Source organism: Arthrobacter sp. PsM3, from assembly GCF_030433895.1.
Lineage (GTDB): Bacteria > Actinomycetota > Actinomycetes > Actinomycetales > Micrococcaceae > Arthrobacter.
Genome location: NZ_JARUXE010000043.1, coordinates 14,952 through 33,609 on the forward strand (window position 1 = coordinate 14,952; position 18,658 = coordinate 33,609).

General features: G+C 69.0%; 16 protein-coding genes. 7 read left to right on the top strand and 9 right to left on the bottom strand.

Translation table 11 applies throughout. From position 1 onward, the window contains the following. Positions 1 to 83: 83 nt before the first annotated feature. Entirely contained in the window at positions 84 to 1,514 is a 1,431-nt protein-coding gene (locus tag QCD75_RS18365; RefSeq protein WP_226758825.1) for a gamma-aminobutyraldehyde dehydrogenase, read from the bottom strand. A gap of 145 nt (positions 1,515 to 1,659) precedes the next feature. Here QCD75_RS18365 and QCD75_RS18370 point away from each other — a divergent pair, with 145 nt between their 5' ends. From QCD75_RS18370 to QCD75_RS18390, 5 genes are all read left to right on the top strand, one after another. After that, entirely contained in the window at positions 1,660 to 3,102 is a 1,443-nt protein-coding gene (locus QCD75_RS18370; protein WP_301230858.1) for a PucR family transcriptional regulator, read from the top strand. Positions 3,103 to 3,479: 377 nt separating this feature from the next. Further along, the gene (gene ppk2, locus QCD75_RS18375) at positions 3,480 to 4,301 is read left to right on the top strand and encodes a polyphosphate kinase 2 (RefSeq protein ID WP_301230860.1); all 822 of its coding nucleotides are present in this window, start codon (positions 3,480 to 3,482) and stop codon (positions 4,299 to 4,301) included. 25 nt (positions 4,302 to 4,326) lie between these two features. Then, positions 4,327 to 7,059 carry a cation-translocating P-type ATPase gene (locus QCD75_RS18380; RefSeq protein WP_301230861.1) on the top strand — a complete coding sequence of 911 codons (2,733 nt, stop codon included), beginning with the start codon at positions 4,327 to 4,329 and terminating at the stop codon, positions 7,057 to 7,059. 166 nt (positions 7,060 to 7,225) lie between these two features. Then, complete coding sequence (locus QCD75_RS18385; protein ID WP_301230863.1) at positions 7,226 to 8,557, top strand: MFS transporter; 1,332 nt, start codon at positions 7,226 to 7,228, stop codon at positions 8,555 to 8,557. Continuing rightward, complete coding sequence (locus QCD75_RS18390) at positions 8,554 to 9,234, top strand: FadR/GntR family transcriptional regulator (RefSeq protein WP_301230864.1); 681 nt, start codon at positions 8,554 to 8,556, stop codon at positions 9,232 to 9,234. Before QCD75_RS18385 ends, QCD75_RS18390 begins: the two co-directional genes overlap by 4 nt. A gap of 78 nt (positions 9,235 to 9,312) precedes the next feature. On the opposite strand, the gene QCD75_RS18395 is transcribed toward QCD75_RS18390, so the two are convergent. Next, a complete protein-coding gene (locus QCD75_RS18395) occupies positions 9,313 to 9,849 on the bottom strand; it encodes a hypothetical protein (protein ID WP_301230865.1) in 537 nt (178 codons plus the stop codon). Between the two features lie 134 nt (positions 9,850 to 9,983). Between QCD75_RS18395 and QCD75_RS18400 the strand changes: the two genes are divergently transcribed. Together QCD75_RS18400 and QCD75_RS18405 are read left to right on the top strand one after the other, a co-directional pair. Next, positions 9,984 to 10,862 (top strand): DUF1206 domain-containing protein, encoded by an 879-nt coding sequence (locus QCD75_RS18400; protein WP_301230866.1) that lies wholly within the window; start codon positions 9,984 to 9,986, stop codon positions 10,860 to 10,862. Positions 10,863 to 11,010: 148 nt separating this feature from the next. Further along, entirely contained in the window at positions 11,011 to 11,592 is a 582-nt protein-coding gene (locus QCD75_RS18405) for a hypothetical protein (protein ID WP_301230867.1), read from the top strand. Positions 11,593 to 11,683: 91 nt separating this feature from the next. Here the strand turns inward: QCD75_RS18405 and QCD75_RS18410 are convergent, their stop codons facing one another. The 7 genes from QCD75_RS18410 to QCD75_RS18440 form a co-directional block, all read right to left on the bottom strand. Further along, positions 11,684 to 12,673 carry a DNA topoisomerase IB gene (locus tag QCD75_RS18410; protein WP_301230868.1) on the bottom strand — a complete coding sequence of 330 codons (990 nt, stop codon included), beginning with the start codon at positions 12,671 to 12,673 and terminating at the stop codon, positions 11,684 to 11,686. Positions 12,674 to 12,842: 169 nt separating this feature from the next. After that, complete coding sequence (locus QCD75_RS18415; protein WP_301230869.1) at positions 12,843 to 14,303, bottom strand: FAD-dependent oxidoreductase; 1,461 nt, start codon at positions 14,301 to 14,303, stop codon at positions 12,843 to 12,845. Positions 14,304 to 14,337: 34 nt separating this feature from the next. Beyond that, a complete protein-coding gene (gene cobA / locus QCD75_RS18420; protein ID WP_301230871.1) occupies positions 14,338 to 15,639 on the bottom strand; it encodes a uroporphyrinogen-III C-methyltransferase in 1,302 nt (433 codons plus the stop codon). A 323-nt stretch (positions 15,640 to 15,962) separates the two neighbouring features. Then, the gene (locus QCD75_RS18425; protein WP_301230872.1) at positions 15,963 to 16,259 is read right to left on the bottom strand and encodes a putative quinol monooxygenase; all 297 of its coding nucleotides are present in this window, start codon (positions 16,257 to 16,259) and stop codon (positions 15,963 to 15,965) included. A gap of 42 nt (positions 16,260 to 16,301) precedes the next feature. Then, positions 16,302 to 16,781: an SRPBCC family protein gene (locus QCD75_RS18430; protein WP_301230874.1), complete on the bottom strand. Its 480-nt coding sequence runs from the start codon at positions 16,779 to 16,781 to the stop codon at positions 16,302 to 16,304. 154 nt (positions 16,782 to 16,935) lie between these two features. Continuing rightward, positions 16,936 to 17,871 (bottom strand): ABC transporter permease, encoded by a 936-nt coding sequence (locus tag QCD75_RS18435; RefSeq protein ID WP_301230875.1) that lies wholly within the window; start codon positions 17,869 to 17,871, stop codon positions 16,936 to 16,938. Then, complete coding sequence (locus QCD75_RS18440; protein ID WP_301230876.1) at positions 17,861 to 18,586, bottom strand: ABC transporter ATP-binding protein; 726 nt, start codon at positions 18,584 to 18,586, stop codon at positions 17,861 to 17,863. The genes QCD75_RS18435 and QCD75_RS18440 overlap by 11 nt, the downstream gene beginning before the upstream one ends. Positions 18,587 to 18,658: the final 72 nt, after the last annotated feature.

The window sequence follows — 18,658 nt, forward strand, 5'->3', positions numbered from 1 at the left end:
CTTGACTCAATGGGGCCACGCCGGCAGGGTTCCTGGCCGGAGCGGAGCGAGGTTAGGGCGCCGGTGGGGACTAAGCGAGAGCGTTATGCATCTAATGCAGACATAACGTGCTTGATGCGGGTGTAGTCCTCCACCCCGTACATGGAGAGGTCCTTGCCGTAGCCGGACTGCTTGAAGCCGCCGTGCGGCATTTCGGCGGTAAGGAGGATGTGGGTGTTGATCCAGACGGCGCCGAAATCCAGGTCGCGGCTGAGGCGCATGGCCGTGCCGTGGTTGGAGGTCCAGACGCTGGAGGCGAGGGCGTAGTCGACGTCGTTCGCCAGCTCCACGGCCTCTTCCTCGGTGCTGAATTTCTGCACTGTGATGACCGGGCCGAAGGCTTCCTTCTGGACGATGTCGTCGCTCTGCTTGGCGCCGGTGACGATGGTGGGCTCGAAGAAGAACCCCTTCTCGCCGGCCTGGTGGCCGCCGGTCTCGATCCGGCAGTTGGCCGGGAGGGACTCCACCAGGGCCTTGACCGTGTTGAAGTGGTTGACGTTGTTCAGCGGGCCGAAGTAGTTGTCCTCGTCGTTCTGCGAGCCGGTGCGCAGGGTCTTCGTGTGCTCCACGAGGGCCGCCACGAGATCGTCATAGGCGGTGTCCTGGACCAGCACGCGGGCGATCGCGGTGCAGTCCTGTCCGGCGTTGAAGAAGGCGAACTCGGCGATGGCCGCGGCGCTCTTCTTGATGTCGGCGTCGGCGAAAACCACCGCGGGGGCCTTGCCGCCGAGCTCCAGGTGGGCGCGCTTGAGGCCCTTCGCGGCGCCGGAGGCGACGGCGATGCCGGCCCGGACGGAGCCGGTGATCGAGACGAGGCCGGGGACCTTGTGCTCCACCATCAGGGCGCCGGTCTCGCCGGTGCCCAGGACGACGTTGAGCACGCCGGCCGGGAAGATCCCGCCGGCGAGGCGGGCCAGGACCAGGGTGGATTCCGGGGTGGTGTCCGAGGGCTTGAGCACGATGGTGTTGCCCGCGGCCAGGGCGGGGCCGATCTTCCAGATGGCCATCAGGAACGGGTAGTTCCAGGGCGCGACCTGCGCGACGACGCCGATCGGTTCGCGCCGGACATAGGAGGTGTGGCCCTCGAAGTATTCTCCGGCGGACTTGCCCTCCATGATGCGGGCGGCCCCGGCGAAGAAGCGCAGCTGGTCGGCGCCGGCGGCAACCTCCTCGGAGGCGATCAGCGAGCGGACCTGGCCGGTGTTGCGGTGCTGGGCGTCGACGAGCTCGTCGCTGTTCGCCTCGACGGCGTCGGCGAGCTTGAGCAGCATGAGCTGGCGCTGCCCCGGCGTCGTGCGCTTCCAGCTTTTGAAGGCGTCCTTCGCGGCGGTCATGGCGGCGTCGACGTCGGCCTGCACCGAGACCGGCGACTTCGCAACGACGTCGCCGTTGGTGGGGTTGACGATGTCCAGCATCGCGGTGCCGGCGGGGGTGACGAACTCGCCGTTGATGAAGTTCTGCAAGGTTTGAACCACGGTGTGCAACCTCTTTCACGCTGAAAAGGACCCAATGAGACTGCTCCGAGCCTATGCCAGCCGGTCAACCCCGGGGAATAGTCACCTGCACACCGTTGTCGCCAAATTTTAGTGCGCTTGACCAGCCCCCGGTTATCCTGATTCCATGGCCATTTCACTCGCTGCCCTGCTGGCGGTGCCATCCCTTAAACTCGCCAAGGCCGGCCTCGCCGAAACCACCTGGCACCAGGACATCGTCTGGGTGGCAGTCACCGAGCAGGAGGACCCGCAGCGCTTCCTCAACGGCGGCGAACTGATCCTCACTACCGGCATGCGGCTCAAGAGCGCCCCGGAACAGCGCCGCTTTGTGCGCCAGGTCCAGCGCGCCGGGGCGGTGGGAATCGGGTTCGGCATCGGCCTGACGCACGACGCCGTGCCTCCGGCCCTGATTGCCGAGGCCAACCGCTGGGGGCTGCCGGTGGTCGAGGTGCCGTACGAGACGCCGTTCATCGCGATCGGCAAGCTCGTCGCGGACGCCCAGTCCGCGGACCACTTCACCAAGCTGGAGCGGCTCATCGCCGGGCACCAGATCCTGGCCCGGGCCCTGCTCACCGGCGGCGGCCTCGCCGAACTCCTCAAGCACCTCGGTTCCATGCTGCGCACCGACATCGTGATGACCCAGTTCACCGCCCAGCTCTACAACAGCGTCCCCGGCCATCCCGCGCCGAGCGCCGAGGGCTGGGCGTCCTTCCCGATCCCCACCGGCCGCCGCGACGCGTGCACACTGTGGGTCAAACAGCCCTTCGAGGACTCGGGGATCGTCGGCTACGCCCAGAACCTGATCAGCGTCGAGCTCAACAACATGGTCAAGCAGCGCCAGTCCCAGCGCGCCCTGGCCGGGCAGGTCCTCGAGGACGTAATCCACGGGACCCTGGAGCCCAGCGAAGCCACGCGGCGGCTCGCCGGGATCGGCGTCAACAGCACCCGCCGGAATGTGGTCCTGCTGGCCGAGTCCGCCGCGCACTTCAAACAGCTCGGGACCTCCTCGCTGCCGCAGCCGCTCGAGAAGTCGGTGAGCGCCGTCGTCGGCAAGGACCTGGTGGCGGTGGTGCCCGACGACGGCAGCGGCGCCAGCGCGCTGGCCCGGAGCCTCAGCGACCACCTGGCCGAGGCCGGGATCCACGCCACGATCGGGATCGGCGGGGCGTACACCAAGCCCAACGGGCTGCGCTGGAGCTACTTCGAGGCCCGCGATGCGGCCAGCCACGGCCTGCCCGTGAACGAACCCGAGCGGCTGAGCCTGACCTCGCTGCTGCTGGCCAGCGAGGACGTGCCGCTGGCGGACATGGCCAACGAGGCCCTCAATCCGCTCCGGACCTTCGACGCCGCCCACGGCGCCGAGCTGATGGCGACGCTGGAGAGCTACCTGAACAACAACGGCTCGGTGGCCGCCGTCGCCGAGGCGCTCACGCTGCACCGGAACACGGTCCGCTACCGGCTGGCGCAGATCACCGAACTCACCGGCTACGACCCTGCCCAGACCTCGGACCGGGTGCAGCTCTGGCTCGCCCTGGCCGTGCAGCGCCTGGGCGCCCGCCACCCCCACTGACCCCCTCCCCTCCCCCACCCCCAGAGCAACGCGGGGTCACATCCGGCCCATCCGGGGCCCCAGCATGGGCGCGATGTGACCCCGCGTTGCTGGTGGAGGACGACGGCGGCGGGTCGCGTTCCCTGGGTTGGCGCACCAGTCCCCGGACGGCCGCGGGGTTTGGCGCGTCAATAGGGTCTTAGTGCCGTAGACCCGGATTCCGGCCAGGGCCAACACTGGAAAAGGCAGGTCGCTGCACGGGAGTGCGCGCGACGGGTGCCTACGACTCACCGGCCCCCGTTCCCGTCCCCGTTCCCCGGGTGAAATTGCCGGTCCCGTTGGTGTCGCGGTGCGGTTGCCTGATTCGCCCTAGGAAGTAACCGACTAGGAGGCCGAGCGTGGGCAAAAAGAAGAAGAACAAGAAGAGCGCCGACGAGGAGCTCGGGACAAAGATGCGCCGCAAGGAGTACGAGGCGGAAATGGCCAAGCTGCAGGGCGAGCTGGTCGCCTTGCAGGAGTGGGTCAAGTCCACCGGAGCCAAGATCTGCATCGTGTTCGAGGGCCGTGACACCGCCGGCAAGGGCGGCACGATCAAACGCATCGTCGAGCGCGTGAGCCCCCGCGTGTTCCGGGTGGTGGCACTGCCCACCCCGACGGACCGGGAAAAATCCCAGATGTACCTCCAGCGTTATATGTCGCATTTCCCCGCGGCCGGCGAGGTGGTCATCTTCGACCGCAGCTGGTACAACCGGGCCGGCGTCGAGCCCGTCATGGGTTTCTGCACCCCGGAACAGACCGAAAAGTTCCTCAACATGACCCCGCTTGTGGAGAAGGCAATGGTCGACTCCGGAATCATCCTGCTCAAGTTCTGGCTCGAGGTCAGCGCCGACGAGCAGACCCGGCGGCTCAAGAGCCGCATGGACGACCCGCGCAAGACGTGGAAGCTCTCGCCGATGGATTTGAAGTCCTACAGCCGCTGGTACGACTACTCCCGGGCACGGGACGCCATGTTCGAGGCAACCGACACCGCCTGGGCGCCCTGGTACGTCGCGAACAACGACGTCAAGAAGCGCGGCCGGCTCAACATCATCAGCCACCTGCTGAGCCAGGTGCCTTACGAGCCATTCCCGGGGCTCGACGTCGAACTGCCGAAGCGGCAGAAGGCCGGCGACTACACCGAGCCGACCCTGACGCCGCGGCAGATTCCCACCCCGTTCTGAGCAGTGCCTCGATGAGGAGTACGTCATGACCGACAAGTCCGGAGCAGCAGCAGGGGTAGTCCCGGCCGAGGCGGACGCGACCTGGTACGCGCTGGCACCCGGGGAGGTCGCAGCCGAGCTGCGGGTGGAGCCGGCCCGCGGACTGAGCGCCGCCGAGGCGCAGCAAAGACTGCAGGAGTACGGCCCCAACGCCCTGGCCGCGGCGAAGCAGGAGCCGGTCTGGAAGCAGTTCTTCAAGCACTACGCGGACTACATGCAGATCGTGCTTGTGGTCGCCGCGCTGGTCAGCCTCCTGATCGAGGAATACGGGACCGCCATTGGCCTCGCCGTCCTGACCCTGTTCAACGCCTGGCTGGGCTACCACCAGGAGGGCAAGGCCGAGGCCGCCGCCGCGTCCCTGGGCAGGATGATGAAGGCTATGGCCAAGGTGCGCCGCGACGGCGTCATGGCGGAGGTCCCCGCCGAGCAGATTGTTCCCGGCGATATCGTGGTGGTCGACGCCGGTGACCGCGTCCCCGCCGACGGCCGGATCATCCTGGCGGCCACCCTGCAGATCGAGGAGGGCGCCCTGACCGGCGAGAGCGTCGCCGTCGAGAAGGAGACCGCCTCCATCAGCCGGCACGACGTCGGCCTCGGTGACCGCGTCAACATGGCGTTCATGAACACCAACGTGACCCGCGGCCACGGCGAAATCCTCGTGACCACCACCGGCATGGGGTCGGAGGTGGGACACATCGCCCACATGCTCTCCGGACAGAAAGCGGAGAAGACCCCGCTCACCAAGCAGGTGGACCGGCTCACCATCTTCATCATCGTCGCGGCCCTCTTCGCTTTCATCGCCATCGTCGTAATGGGCCTGGCCCAGGGCGAATCCTTCGCGGTGCTCTTCGGGATCGGCGTGGCGCTGGCCGTTGGCTCGATCCCGGACGCGCTGCCCGCCGTCGTCACCACCATCCTGTCCGTCGGCTCGGTCAACATGGCCAAGAAGAACGCCATCATGAAGGTCCTGCCCGCGGTGGAGACCCTGGGCTCCACCTCGGCGATCAATTCGGACAAGACCGGCACCCTGACCCTGAACCAGATGACGGTCCGCGAGATCACCACGGTGCAGCACCACTACACGGTGAGCGGTGAGGGCTACAGCTTCGACGGCCAGGTCCAGCGGACCACCGGCGACGCCGAACGGGACCTGGACTACGTGATGTTCCCCTGCGCGCTGTGCAACGACTCCGACATCCAGGACGGCGAGGTCATCGGGGACCCCACTGAGGCGGCGCTGTACGTGCTCGCGCAGAAGGGCGGCGTGGACGTCACGGCGTTCCGCAGGAACAACCCGCGGGTGGCCTCGGTCCCCTTCGACTCCGACTACAAGTTCATGGCCACGTTCCACCGGATGCCCGGCGCCGACGGCAGGCCGGTCATCCGGGCCTACGTGAAGGGGGCGCCCGACGTCGTCCTCAGCAGGTCCTCGACCGGGCGGATGCCGGGCGGCCGCGCCCAGGCCCTCACGGAGGAAACGCGCGCGCGGGTGCTCGCCGAGAACGAGCGCATCGCCAGCCAGGGCCGGCGGGTACTGGCCCTGGCGCAGCGCGAGTTCGACCCGGCGACGTTCGATCCGTCAAGTGACCTCATGGCGCTCATGCAGGACCTGGAGATCAGCGCCCTGATCGGCGAGGTCGACCCGCCCCGCGCGGAGGCGGTGGCCGCCATCGCCACGGCGAAGCAGGCCGGCATCCGGGTCCGGATGATCACCGGAGACCACGCCGTCACCGCGGCGGCGATCGCCGAGGAACTGGGCATCAGGGGCCGGGCGGTCACCGGGGCCGAGTTCGCGGCGATGACCGACGCGGAAGCCGACAGCCAGGTGGACGGCATCGGCGTGATCGCCCGGGTGGCGCCCGAACACAAGGTCCGGCTGGTCGAGGTGCTCAAGCGCAAGGGCCACGTCGTGGCCATGACCGGCGATGGCGTGAACGATGCGCCGGCGATCGCGGCGGCGGACATCGGGATCGCGATGGGCATCACGGGCACCGACGTCGCCAAGGGCGCGGCCAAGATGATCCTCGCCGACGACAACTTCGCCACCATCGTGGCGGCCGTTGAAGAGGGCCGGCTGGTGTACGACAACCTGCAGAAGTTCATCCGGATCCAGGTCGCGAACCTGTTTATGTTCATCCTGGCGTTCATCGGATCGTCCGCCTTCGCGATCGCCGGGACGGCGCTGTTCAGCCCGGCCCAGGTGCTGTGGATCCACATGGCGATTGTCGCGCCCATCGGCGCGGTGATGGGCCTGGACCTCGCGACGCCGGGCATCATGGACCGCAAGCCGCGGCCCTTTAATCAGCCGATCATCGTCCGGTCCATGATGTTGCGGCTGGTCGGCGTCGGACTGTTCCTGGCGGCCGCGACCCTGGTCCTCGTGCAGCTCGGCAAGACCTCCTACGGCTCACTCGAGGTCGGCCAGAGCATGGGGGTTGTGGGTCTGGGGCTGATGAACATCGCCGTTGCCCTCAACCTGCGCTACCCCACGGAGAGCGCCTTCGGTCCCTCCACGCTGTCCAACCCGAAGCTGCTGTGGGCCTTCGCGTGGGCCTTCGTCGGTTCAATGCTGATCACCCAGATGCGGGTGCTGCAGGACCTGTTCGGCACGGTCCCGCTCACCGGCCAGCAGTGGCTTGCCTGCCTGGTTCCGGCCGTGCTGCTGCTGGTCCTCGGCGAACTCTTCAAGATCCTCCTCCGGGCCCGCCACGCCCACTAGCCCCACCTCCAGAGCAACGCGGGGTCACATCGCGCCCATCCCGGGCCCCAACATGGGCGCGATGTGACCCCGCGTTGGGGTTGGAGGGCGACGGCGGCCGTGTCACCTGCCGAGATTTCCGCCACTAAAAGCTCGACATCAAACATCAAACGTCTAACCTTTAGGAATGGCTATCAGCACGGCGGCGTCCGCCCCTCCCCAGACAGCACCTCCCGCCGTCGAGCGCGCACCCCGCGGCGTGGTCATCGCCGGGGTCGTCGCGATTGTGCTGATCGGCCTCAACCTGCGTGCCGGCATCACCGGCGCCGCCGCGCTCCTGCACGACCTGCAGGAAGTCCTGGGCTACGGGCCGCTGGTCGCCGCCATCATTCCCTCGATCCCCACGCTCTGCTTCGCCGTGGCCGGAGCCGCAACCTCGTGGCTCACCCGGCGGCTGGGCCTCGAGAAGGCCATCCTGCTCTCCCTCGTGCTGCTGGCGGCCGGGCTGCTGGTCCGCGGTATCCCGTCGACCGGCATGCTGCTGGCGGGCACCGTCGTCGGGATGTCCGGGCTGGCGATCTGCAACGTGGCGATGCCATCCTTCATCCGCGTCCACTTCGCGCACCGGACCTCGCTGATGACGGCCCTCTACACCGTGACCATGACCACCGGCGCCACCGTGGTCGCCGTGCTGATCGTCCCGGTGGCGCAGCAGCTCGGCTCGCCCTCCGCCGGGGTCGGCGCGATCGGCTTCCTCGCGCTCGGCGCCTGCCTCGGGTTCCTGCCGATCGCCCTGCACGCCCACCGCAACGCGCCCGCCGTCAAAGCCGGCCGGGTCTCCCCGTGGCCGCTGCTGCGGACCCGCACCGGCGCACTGATTACCCTCGGCTTCACGGTCCAGGCCCTGCTGGCCTACGCCGTGCTCAGCTGGTTCCCCTACATGCTGGTCACGCTGGGCCTTTCGGCCTCCGAGGGCGGGCTGATGTTCGGCCTGATGCAGCTGGTCTCCGTCCCGGCGGGCATGGTGCTGGTCGCGATCGGCTCACGCCCCCGGATGCAGCGCACCGCCTTCTATCTGGCCACGGTCACGATGGCCGTGGGGGTCCTGTCCATGCTGGTCCTGCCGGTTTCCTGGGCTCCGTTGACCGCGGTGCTGCTCGGCTTCGGACTCGGCATCTTCCCGCTCGTGATGGTGATGATCAGCCGCAGCGGCCGGACCACCGCCGAAACCACCGCCCTGTCCACGGTCGCGCAGTCCGCGGGCTACCTGCTGGCAACGCTCGGCCCGTTCGGCATGGGGCTGCTGCACAGCGCCACCGGCGCCTGGACGCTGCCGCTGGTCCTGCTGCTCGCCGTCGCCCTGGGCCAGATCGCCGTCGGGCATCTGCTGACCGGCCGGCCCAAGGTCCCCCCGCGCAGTGGGCCGCACCAGGGGGAACGGCCCCGTGCGGAACCGCTCCGTGCCGGCACCCCCGTCGCCACGTCCGCCGACACGTCCGCAGGAAAGGGACAGTCATGACACTCACCACGTCCCACCGGCCCCCGCTGGTGGAGGAGATCACGGGCAAGCTGCGGGAGCTGATCCATTCGGGCGAATGGCCGCTGCAGCAGCGGATCCCGGCCGAACCCGAGCTCATGGCTGTCCTCGGCGTCTCACGCGGCACCCTGCGCGAGGCGGTCAAGGCGCTGGCGCACAGCGGCATGCTGGAAGTCCGCCGCGGGGACGGCACCTACGTCCGCGCCACCAGCGAGATTTCCGGCGCCGCCCAGCGGATGTACCGTGACCACTCGCAGGTCCACATCCTGGAGGTCCGGGTCGGCCTGGACACCCAGGCGGCCCGGCTCGCCGCCCGCCATGCGAGCGCCGACGACGTCGAGGCGCTGCGCCTGCTGCTGGAGGCGCGCCGCACCGCCTGGCACTCCGGGGACTACCCCGGCTGGGCCCGGGCGGACTGGGATTTCCACGTCCTGGTGGCGCAGGCGTCGGGCAATCCCCTGCTCCACGAGCTGTACAACAGCTTCGGGGCCGTCTTCCACGCCGACCTGCTCCGGCAGCAGCGCCGCGGCGGCTTCGACGGACTCCCGCACGAAGGCCACGACGAACTCGTGGACGCCATCGCCGCACACGACGAAACTGCCGCCGTCGAGAGCGTGCACCGCAACCTGAACTCTTGCGCGGAATGGATCCAGCAGTAGGTCCTCCCGGCCCAACAGCAAAGGCCTCCGCCCCGGAATCTCGTTCCGGCGCGGAGGCCTTCGTTGCTGGGGCCGCAGTTAGCGCGCGAGACCCGCGAACACGTTCTTGGGACGCTGCATTTCGCCGTGCTTGGCACCGAGGACAATCACCGTGCCGGAGAGGACGGGGATGGCCCACTGCAGGATCTTCAGCTGCTGCTGTGCGGAGCGGAGTTCCTCGGACGCGCCGGGCTTGGGCTCGGTGGCACCCTTGGCGCCCTCGCCGGCCAGCTTGTCCACCTTGGCGCCCTGGAGCCCGGCGTACAGGCTGACACCCGCACCGGCCAGGGTCACGATGGACTTGATGACGCTGAGGCGCATGACGCCGTCCTGCTTGGCCATCCGCCCCTTGTTCTCCCACATGATCGCGAGGCCGGAGAGGAAGTGCGCGCCGAAGGCCGCCGTCTGGACCGGGGCCCACTTCTTCCAGCCCAGGCTGGACAGCCGGGTGCGTTCGGCCGGGTCCTTGGCCTCCGCCGTCGCGCCGTTCAGCCCGATGGCGCCCATCAGCGAGCCGCCGAACCAGGCGCCCGCCGTCAGGTCGTGGATGGATCGGGCAACAAGATTACCTGCCATGAAGAGCTTCCTATCGTCTGTGTTCGAATCCGGAACTGCCGCCACCCTCGAAGGACCGCGACTCGGTTATGGTAAGCACACTTATGAAAAAGTTGATAGTCCAGCGGTGCACTCCCCTGCGTAGACTCGGCGGCATGGAATCATCCGGGGCAGACGGCCGCTCCCCCGCTGCCGGGGCGACCAGCGGCGGGACCCTCAGCGAGGCTGCCGGCCACGCAGCCGACGCGACCGAGGCGGCGTCGAACAGCGCGGCGCTCGACGTCGTCGCCCGGTCCGGTTTTGCCGTGATGGCGCTGCTGCACATCGTGATCGGCGCGATTGCCGTGGCACTGGCACTGGGGGCCCCGGGACAGGCCGAGCCCACCGGGGCGATCGAACAGCTCGCGGCCAACCCGTGGGGCCCGGCGGTTATGTGGGCCGGTTTTATCGCGTGCGCCGGGCTCTCCCTGTGGCAGCTGAGCGAGGCCACCCTGCGGGCCAGGCACCTCCCGCGGCGGCAGCGGCTCGCCAAGCTCGTGTCCTCCGGCTTCCTCAGCATCGCCTACGGCAGCGTGGGACTGAGCTTCGCCGGCTTCGCCCTCGGCAACCCGGGCGATTCCGGCGACTCGACGCGGGACTTCAGCACCGCCGTCGTGCGCAGCCCGTTCGGGGTTCCGGCGCTGATCGGACTGGGCGTGACGGTCGTCGGGATCGGCGTGTACTTCATCGTCAAGGGCGCGGGGAAGAAGTTCAAGGAGGAGCTGGCCCATTTTGAGGGGACCCACCGGGGCCGGCTGGTCAGCGGCCTCGGCGTCGCCGGACACATCGCCAAGGGTGCGGCGCTGATCCTGACCGGGCTGCTGTTTGTCATCGCCGCAGCCACCAACGACCCCGGCTCGTCCACGGGACTCGACGGCAGCCTCAAGGCCCTGCAGGACCATCCGTTCGGTCCGGCCCTGCTCGCGGCGATCGGCGCGGGCTTCATCGCCTACGGGGCGTTCGCACTGCTCCGGGCACGCTTCGGACGGATGTAGCGCCGGCTGCAGCGCTGGCTTTAGCGCCGGCCGCGGCCCCCGGGGACGCCGCCGGACGCCGTCCCTGTTCCCGGCCGGGCTTTGGGGATATCGTTTGAGCTAGGCTCCGTTCACGCCCCTCAGCAGGTCCGGTTCTCCGAGGTGAGCCATGAGTTACGTTCCCGTCAGCAGACGCACCCTCCGGCGGCACCGTGAATCCGAGCGATCCACCCGGCGCCTCGTCTTCGTGCTGTCTGCAGCGGCCGCCGTGGCGTGGCTGCTTTCCGTCACGTTGTCCACCGCGGTCCACGTCGACAGCTATGCCCACAACCTGGCCGTCGTGGTTCACGTCCTGTGCATGGTGGTGGCCTTTGGCGCCATCATCCTGCTGGACTGGCACGGCTTCCTATGGCTTATCGGCAGGCGCAAACTGTCCGAGACCATCCGCCTCGACGGGGCGGCCACACCCCTGATCTGGGGCGGCCTCACCGGCATGCTCGCCACCGGCGTGTTCCTGAACCCGCACCTGACCAACCCGATGACGGACGTCAAGCTGGCCGCCGTCCTGGTCCTGAGCCTGAACGGCATCATGCTGATCCCGCTCATGCGGCGGCTGGCCCGCCTGCCCGACGATGCCTCGTTCAAAGGCCTGACCGTCGGGCAGCGGACGCATCTGCTCGTGTGCCTGGTCATCTCGCAGGCCTGCTGGTGGACCGCGATCGTCATCGGGTTCGTCAATGCCGTGTTCTGAGCCGCGCCCTGGCGGCGGACGGCGCGGCGCAGGCGACGGCGGCGCGCCGCACGGACGACGGCGGCGCCCCGAGGGGCCCGGCCGCCCCCGCTCAGCGCAGCGGGACCACGTCGCCTTCCTGGTACAGCAGGGACCGGACCTCGGACTCGGCCGAGTCCGGCCGCTTCGGGTCAATGGTTTCCCCCGCGGCGAAGTGGTCCAGGACCCGCGGATCCACATAGCTCTTCCGGGCGATCGACGGCGTGTTCCCCAGGACCGCGGACGCGTCCACCATGGCGCGGCTCACCGCGCGTTTGCGGGCTGAAACCTTGGGCTGCGGGCCGCTCCGCGCCAGGCTCGCGGCGGCGGCGACCGTCCCGCGCAGCGTGCGGAAGTCTTTGGCGGTGAAGTCCTGGCCGGTTCGCTCCTTGACGTACTGGTTGATGTCCTGGCTGGACACCGGGTGCCAGCTCCGGCCCTCCTTGTACGCCAGCAGGCGGGCGTTGCCGCCGCGGCGCTTGAGCTGGCGCACGACGGCGGCGAGGTCGGCGTCGTCGATCCTTGACTCCCAGGTCTTGCCGCTCTTGGCCGGGAAGCTGAGCCGGATCTCGTCGTTTCGGACCCGCACGTGGGCGCAGAGCAGGGTGGCGAGGCCGTGGCTGCCGTTTTCGTTGGTGTAGCGCTCGGAGCCGACCCGCAGCGAGCCGCTGTCCAGCATCCTGAAGGCGGCGGCCAGCACCCGGTCGCGGGTGAGGCCCTCGGAGCGCAGGTCCATGGTGACCCGCCGGCGCGCGGCCGGCAGGGTTTCCGCCAGCTGGAGCGAGCGGTCGAACTTGAGCCGGTCCTTCCGCTCCCGCCAGCTCGGATGGTAGATGTACTGGCGCCGGCCGACCGCGTCGAGCCCGGTGGCCTGGATGTGCCCGTTGTCGTACGGCGCGATCCAGACGTCCGTCCAGGCCGGCGGGATGCCGATGCTTTCCAGCCGCTTGCGCACCGGCCCGGGCGCCAGGTTGGAGCCGTCCAGGTCCTTATAGCTGAAGCCGGTCCCGGCCGCGACCCGGCGGTAGCCCCGGCCGGACGCGTTGCTGCGACGGAGCCTCATCGGCGGGTCCCTGGCATCTGATGCTCATCCATGACGGTAAGCCTACTGACTAAAGCCCCGTTTTACCCTCCCGCCCCCAAACAACGCGGGGTCACTTACGGCCCATAATCCCTTCCGGAATGGGCGCGAAGTGACCCCGCGTTGCTGGTGGGTGCGGTGGGTGCGGGGGTCAGACCTCCGCGGCTACTCCGTCGCGGGAAATCTGAACCATGGCCTCGCGCGGGACCACCTTGATGCGCTCGCGCCGGATGCCGTCCGCACCGGCGTCGGCGCTTGCCTTCTCGCCGAGGGACCGCTCGTGCGCGTCCAGCGCCAGCCAGCCTTCCCAGCTCGTGTACTGCACCCCGCGGTTTTCCAGCAGTTCGACGATCGTCTCCTGGGCGGGTGCCGCGGCGAGCGGCAGGTTTTCGCGGTCCTCCAGCAGGTAGGTCACGGTTTCCAGGGCGTCGCCCTTGGTGTGGCCGATCAGCCCGACGGGTCCGCGCTTGATCCAGCCGGTGGCGTAGATGCCCGGCACGTGGGTGCCGGCGGCGTCCAGGACGCGGCCGCCGTCGTTCGGCACCACTCCCCTGCTGTGGTCGAACTCGACCTCGGGCAGCGAGGAACCGAAGTAGCCGATGGCGCGGTACACGGCCTGGACCGGGTAGTCGACGAACTCGCCGGTGCCGCGGGCGTTGCCCGTGCCGTCCAGCTCGGTGCGCTCGAACTTGATGCCGGCGACGCGGCCGGGGGTCGCGGCGTCGTCGTAGACCTCCACCGGGCTGTGCAGGAAGTGCAGGTGCAGCCGGCGGGAGGCCGTGAGCTCGGAGAGGTCCTCGGGCTGCTCGGCGATCCAGTTGGTGAGGGTGCCCACCATGGTCTTGGTCTGGTTGTTGCTCTGGATCTGGCGGTCGGATTCGGCGTCGAACTCGAAGTCCTCGGCGTAGAGGATGATGTCGACGTCCTTGGAGTGGGACAGTTCGCGCAGCTCCAGCGGGGTGAACTTGACCTGGGCGGGGCCGCGGCGGCCGAAGACGTGCACGTCCGTGACCGGAGAGTCCTTGAGGCCGGCGTAGACGTTGTCCGGGATTTCCGAGACGAGGAGGTCATCGGCGTGCTTGGAGAGCATCCGGGCGACGTCCAGGGCCACATTGCCATTGCCGATCACGGCGACTTCCCGGGCGTCCAGGGGCCATTCGCGGGAGACGTCCGGGTGGCCGTCGTACCAGGAGACGAAGTCGGCGCCGCCGTAGGAGCCGCCGAGTTCGATGCCGGGGATGTTCAGGTCCGCGTCCTTGATGGCGCCGGTGGCGAAGATGACGGCGTCGTAGTGGGTGCGGAGGTCCTCGAGGGAGAGATCCGTGCCGTAGTCAACGTTGCCGAAGAAGCGGATGTCGCCGCGGTCCAGGACCTTGTGCAGGGCGTTGACGATGCCCTTGATCCGCGGGTGGTCCGGGGCGACGCCGTAGCGGATGAGTCCGTAGGGCGCCGGGTAGCGGTCGAAGAGGTCGATGCTCACCGTGAGCTCGCCGCTCTTGACTGCCTCGCTCTTGGTCAGGATGTCCGCGGCGTACACCCCGGCGGGTCCGGAGCCGACGACGGCGATGCGCAGCGGGCGGGCGGCAGTTCCTACAGGGGTGTTTGTTGACACGGCTGTGTTCCTTTTTCTGTCACGGGTCTTCGGGCTACTTGGTCAGTACGCGGGTCTGGGCGGTACGGGCGGTGCGCGGTGCGTTCGGGGAGGTGGTGCTGTAGTCCGCGGTCTTGAAGTGCGACGGCGCGAACGGGCTGACGCGGACCACGTCACCGATCACGATCACGGCGGGGTTCGCGACGCCTGCGGCCTCCGCCTGGTCCGCGATGGTCCCGAGCGTTCCGATGGTCACCCGCTGGTTCGGCAAATAACCATTCTCTACGATGCCAACCGGCGTCCCCGCTGGCAAACCGGCGCGTCCCAGGGCAGCCGCGGAGTCGCGCAACTGGCCCACCCCCATGAGCAGGATCACGGTGTGGTCGGCCCGGGCCGGGACTTCGGAGAGTTCCTCGTGGCCGGTGACCACGCTGAAGCCCTTGGCCAGCCCGCGGTGCGTGACCGGGATGCCGGCGGCGGCCGGGACCGAGATGGCCGAGGTGACTCCTGAAACCACTTCAACCTCGACGCCGTGCTGGCGGCAGAATTCGGCTTCCTCGCCGCCGCGGCCCAGGACGTACGGGTCGCCGCCCTTGAGCCGGACCACCCGGTGTCCCTGCAGGGCCTCGTCGAGGAGGATGCGGTTGATCTCGGCCTGCGGGACGGGGTGGTGGCCGGGGGTCTTGCCGACCTCGATCACGCGGACGTCGGGGGCCAGTTCGCTGAGGAGTTCGCGCGGGCCGAGGCGGTCGGCGACGACGACGTCGGCCTGGCCCAGCAGCCGCCGGCCGCGGACCGTGATGAGGCCGGTGTCGCCGGGTCCGCCGCCGACGAGCGCCACGGAACCGGCGGTTGTGGTTGCACCTGCGCCGGAAACACGGTGCCGGCGCAGCGGCAGGTCCCCGGTTTCCAGGGCGGTGGCGACGGCATCGCGCAGGGCCATGGCGCGGCGCGGGTCTCCCCCGGCGTTCACGGCAATCTTGACGTCGTCGACGACGGCGACGGCGGGCGTCCACGCGGCGGAGGCCTCGTGGTCGGAGGCGTTGACGCACCAGATGCGCTGCGCCTCGGCGTCGGCGGCCACCTGCGCGTCAACGGCGGGGCTGCCGGTGGCGGTCTGGACGAACCAGACGCCGTCGACGTCGGCCGGGCGGTAGGTGCGCGGCTCCCAGGTGAGGAGGCCGGCGTCGGCAAGGTCGTTCAGGGCCGGGCAGGCGAGGGGCGCGACGACGGTGACCTGGGCCCCGGCGTCGAGCAGTCCCTTGGCGCGGCGTGCGGCGACCGGGCCGCCGCCGACGACCAGCACGGGGCGGCCAAGGAGGCGGAGCGCCGTGGGGTAAATGTCCTGAATTGCCATGCATCGACGATAGGGCGGCATCATACGGTGAAACAACGGTGCGGAAACACCCGTTCACGCAGGGTAACGCCGCGTCACATAGTTGTGGCGGGCTGCCGGGTGGTCTGGCGGGTGGTCTGCGGCTGTGCGGTGCCCGTGGCCAGACTGCGGGGCAAGTTGCGGGCGGTCCGGGGGCACTTTCACGGCCGCAGCAGCCACTTCGAGCTCAAACAGCGGCGTGTCCGCGCCAAACTGCCCCCGCTCCGCAGGCGGCCCGAAGGCGCGGCGCCGCAGGCGGCCCGACGGTGACGCGCAAGCAGCAAGCAGCGGCCCGGCTCCTGGGCCTACTTCACCGCAATGAGCTCGATGAGTTTAATGTCGGGGTCCTTGGCCAGCATCGCCGGGCCGTGCTGGCCGAGAGCCGCGGGGATGGCTCCGTCGAGGTGGGCCTGCCGGCCCTCCTCGGTGTCAAAGGTGTCAAAGATGCCGAACGTGTTCTCGCTGACGCGGAAGGCGTACCAGGTCCGGGTGCCGGGCTCAGTCAGAACGATGTCGCGGCCGCCGTTGAGGAAGTCCCAGACATCCTGCTCCTTCCCCGGCTTGGCTTCGACCAGTGCCAGCACTCCGTATTTTGGCGCCACGGCTGTCTCCTCAGAATTGGGCAGAGTCGGCCGCAAACCGGCCTATAGCCGCGAGTGTAGGCCCGTCCCGGGGTCCGGACAAGGCGTCGCGAGGAGGATCCCGCGCCCAGCAATGAGGCGTTCCAGATAGCGGCGCAGGATGACCCGCTCAACAAGCCAGCCCAGCGGTCCAAAGGGTGCCGAGAATTCAATCCGGTCCGTCATAACCGCCCCAGCGCCGGTGGCCGCGAACTCGTGGACGTGGCGGAATGCTTTGAAAGGGCCCTTCGCTTGTTCATCCACGAACGACGTCGGGTAGTCGAGGCTTGTCACGCGGCTGGTCATGGTCAGGGGTACGCCGAAGTGCCGCGCCCGCCAGGTCACTTCCTCGCCGACGCTGATGAGTCCCTGGGTGACCCCGGCAACGGCACGCTCGCCCGAGGCCGCCATCGTCTCCACATGCGCGTCGATGCTGCGCGCCCGGTCGAACAACTGCTCCCGTGGGAGGACGGATTCGGTGCGGCAGACGAAGCTCACGGTCATGCCGTCAGTCTGCCAGACGCCGGCCCCGACGGCGGCAGTCGTCGGGCACGCCCCGTCAGGCAACAACAACGCGAACAACAACGCGGGGTCAGTTACGGCCCATAAACCCGGGGTTTATGGGCCGTAACTGACCCCGCGTTGCTTGGGTGGGGACTTAGCGGGTGCTGCCGGCCAGGAGGCCACGACGGCGGAGGAGTCGCTTTTCGATCGGGCCGAACACCAGCAGTTCGATCAGGATGCCGACGGCGAGGATCAGCAGGATCGCGGACATCACGATGGTCATGTCGGACAGGTCGCGGCCCTGGTTGAGCATGGAGCCGAGGCCGAAGCCGATGGTGCCGCCGACGGCGATGATTTCCGCGGCCATCAGCGAGCGCCAGGAGAAGGCCCAGCCCTGTTTGAGGCCACTCAGGTACCCGGGCAGAGCGGCCGGGAGGATGATCTGGAGCGCGAGCTGGACCCGGGAGGCGCCCAGGACTTTCCCGACGCTGCGGTACTGCGGCGGGATCTGGTCCACGCCGGAGATCAGCCCGTTGATGATCGAGGGGATGGCGCCCATGAACACCACGAAGTACACGGTGGCGTCGGTGAGGCCGAACCAGATGATGGCTGCGGGTACCCACGCCACGGACGGGAGCACCTGAAGCCCGGAGATGAGCGGCCCGAAGGCGCGGCGCAGCGGGGCGACCTGGGCCAGCACCAGTCCGATCGGGGTGGCGATGGCCACGCTGATCAGGAACCCCACGAGCCCGCGCTGCAGCGAGGTCCAGACCGCTTCCTGCAGCTTGCCCTCGGCCCAGAGATGGCCGAACTGCGCCACGACGTCCAGCGGCCCGGGCACCAGGTCCTGCCGTTTGAAGCCCATCGACACATACAGCTGCCAGAAGATGATGAGGACCGCGATGGCGCCGACCGGCAGCAGGATCCGGCTCCAGTCGATCCGGGCCTTGCGCACGGCGTCGGACTGCAGCGAGTCCAGCCCGGCCTCGAGCTCGCGGAGGTCGGCCGAACCGGTGGAGGACCGGGTCAGGGCCGCGGTGATATGCCGGGTCTCGCCGGGCTCAACAAGCGAGGTTTGTTTACTTGGCATGGCGGCGGATCTCCTCGCGTAGCCGGGCGGTGATTTCGCCGGTGAGCTGGCCGGCCAGTCCGGCATCGGTGCGGTGCTCTTCGCTGACGTGCCATTCCCGCACCACGCGGCCGGGCCGGGAGGAGAGCAGCAGCACGCGCTGGCCCAGCCGCACGGCTTCCCGGACGTTGTGCGTGACAAAAACGATGGTCCGACCGGTTTCCTTCCAGATCCGCTCCAGCTCGTCGTGCAGCAGGTCTCGGGTGATTGCGTCGAGGGCGGCGAAAGGCTCGTCCATCAGCAGCAGCTGCCGGTCCTGGGCGAGTGAGCGGGCCAGAGCCACGCGCTGGCGCATCCCGCCGGAGAGCTCGTGCGGGCGCTTGTCCCCCGCGCCGCCCAGGTGCACGAGGTCCAGCAGCTCCTTGGCCTTCACCCGGCGCTCGGCCTTGCCGACCCCACGGAGCTTCAGAGCCAGCTCGATGTTCTCCCGGGCGTTCAGCCAGGGGAACAGGGCCGCATCCTGGAACATGAAGGCGGCGCCGTCGCTCGGCACCTCGAGGGCGCCCGACGTCGGGGCCTCCAGTCCCGCCATGATGTTCAGCAGGGTGGACTTGCCGCAGCCGGAGGCACCGAGCAGGGCGACGAACTCGCCCTGCCCGATGCTGGCGTTGACGTCGTCCAGCACCGGGGCGCCGTCGCCGAAGCGCTTGCCCAGGTGTTCCAGTACGACTGGCATGGTCATGTCCTAACTAAGGTTGGCGGAGCGGGACTGGGGTTGGCGGAGCGGGACTGGGGTTGGCGGAGCGGG